This window comes from uncultured Nostoc sp. (assembly GCF_964245575.1).
Classification (GTDB): Bacteria; Cyanobacteriota; Cyanobacteriia; order Cyanobacteriales; family Nostocaceae; genus Nostoc.
In genome coordinates, this window is sequence record NZ_CAXTNP010000422.1 from 2453 (window position 1) to 4733 (window position 2281).

Sequence of the window (2281 nt, forward strand, 5' to 3'; positions counted from 1 at the left end):
GCGGCGTTTTCTCTAACAACAGTCGGCTCTGATGTCGTTTCCCTTGGTGAAAATTTATTAGCGATGGGGGAAATTGGCTCAGAGGAATTTCTTACTACTTTGCCAACCTGTGGCGAGGATGTTTCAAAAGAACTGTTTTTTTCTGGCTCGGGAAATTGCAAAACAGTAGGTGTACCTGCTGTCGCTGGTTTGCGTGAAGCTTCTTCTATAGTTTTTTCTAGTTCTCCATGCAAGCGATTAACAAACTCCGCCAAAATCGTTTCCCCTTGCTGCTGCTGGCTGTACATCCGTGACAACTGTTGGGAAAGATTACTTTGATAGTTCTTCAGTTCCTGTTGCAGCGAGTTAAAGGTAACAGTAACGGTATCATCCAAGCTGTCAAACATGTGTTCGACTTTTTCATTGATTTCACCTACTACATTGCTGCTTACTTCAGCGGACTTAAGCGCAGCTTGATCGTAAGACTTGCCCTCGATGTTTTGGTTAGCTAAAGTTGCCAGAGAGGATTGCAGTTGTGAAGATATATGTTTTGCCAGAACTTCTGCCAGTTGCCGAATTAACACTTGCTGCTCAGTAATTTGGCGCACTTGTTGTAAATGCTCTTTTTGCTCTAGCAAGCTTTGAATGTCATCAGATAACCGATTTTTTTCTGACTGAAGCCGCTTTACGTCTTCCTGCAATCCTCTGAGGACATTCTGCTGAAGATTTTCTAAGTCTTCAACTACAGCCCAAAGAGCATTTTCTGCTGCTCTGGATAGCTCGCCTCTGACTCTCGGGTTTTCTGGTTGCTTCTCGAATCGCCCCATTAGCTTCTAACCTCTAACACCTTGACGATAAAGCTGCTTCCGATACACTTTATTGGCGCTCATACTAATTTTCTGTATTTTGTCAGATAAATTAGAAATTTTAACAGCACTTCCGCATTTCAACGTAATTTTGTCATACTGAACACAACTTGGCAAAGCATCAAATCTGCCCTACTGCTTAATACACAGTGTTTTCTTCAGCATTGACAAGTATTTTGTCATTCGATTTTGGACTTTGGATTGTCCGTATGGCTGTAAGTCGCTTCAACTCAAACCTTTTTTGTTTTGGTCAGTTTAATTTACATCAATTATTTGCTAATGAGATTTTTACTTTTAAATAAATCTCACTCCAAATAAACATTTATTGTTTTGCTACCAATAATAATTGTCAAAGACTTGCAGATGGGTGCATTATTGCCACAAAATTGTCTGACCGAAGAGGCAGGGGAGCACGGGGCGCTTTGCTGAGGTAATTCTAGTATCTTTCCCCCTACCACAAGGGTTTCAGCAGCCTAAATTTATTTATGCCCAAAAGTAAAAATATTTATTTCGATAGCGCAGCGTTAGCGAGTCATCGAGCGTCGCAAAGAGTGCAACAAGAAATAATACGTCCAAACTTTCAGCAGCCCTAAATTTATGTATGGAGATTTACACCCCTGCTTCCTGCTCCCTGCTCACTGCCTCTTTTCCTCTTATTGACTTGCGAAATTAACTAGTAAATTCGTGTGGAATGTAACTTGTGTGACAGTTTATATCTCTAAATTGAGATTAAAGTATCTTTCTGTGGAAATTCAAAGTTACGCTATCCCCTGCACAACATTCTAATGAATGAGCAGCAGTTCTGCAAAAACACGCTTTTTTGGCGTTCTTGCAGTTTAGGTTCTGCAATGAGAAGATGCAGTAGAGGAAAAACTTAGGAAAATATTAATAATTCTTTAGAGAAATAAAATCCGGGCGATGCTAAAGATGGCAGCGCTAAGGACAGCACTCACGGGGATTGTAATTAGCCATGCGGCGGCAATGCCTTTTAGTGTTTGAAACTTAATCGACTTGATATTTTGCACTAGTCCAATACCAACTACACCGCCAACGAGAGCGTGAGAGGTGGAGACTGGTAAACCTAGCCGGGAGGCGATGAGGATGGTAGTAGCAGTAGCAAGTTCGGCACAAAATCCACTACTAGGTTGCAAGGCAATAATGTTTTCGCCAATAGTGGCGATGACTTTTTTACCCCAGATAGCTAAACCACCAACAATACCAGCACCACCAAGGATTAAAATCCAAATGGGGATGGTGATACCATCTGTAGGTACGCTACCAGTGCGATTGATGTAGACGATCGCAGCTAAAGGAGCGATCGCATTTCCCACATCATTAGAACCATGAGCAAAGGCGACGAAGCAAGCACTTAGTAGTTGGAATCGTCCGAATAATCTTTCTACGGGATTAGGGATTGGGGACTGGGGATTGGGGAC

At 42.0% G+C, this 2281-nt stretch carries 1 protein-coding gene and 1 pseudogene; both read right to left on the bottom strand.

Going from position 1 to position 2281, the window contains the following annotated elements; all coding sequences use genetic code 11:
• Positions 1 to 806, bottom strand: a pseudogene (locus ACFFAP_RS35965) (hypothetical protein); the annotation flags it as partial.
• A 935-nt stretch (positions 807 to 1741) separates the two neighbouring features.
• A partial coding sequence (locus ACFFAP_RS35970; protein WP_375515689.1) for an inorganic phosphate transporter occupies positions 1742 to 2281 on the bottom strand: 540 nt, incomplete at its 5' end.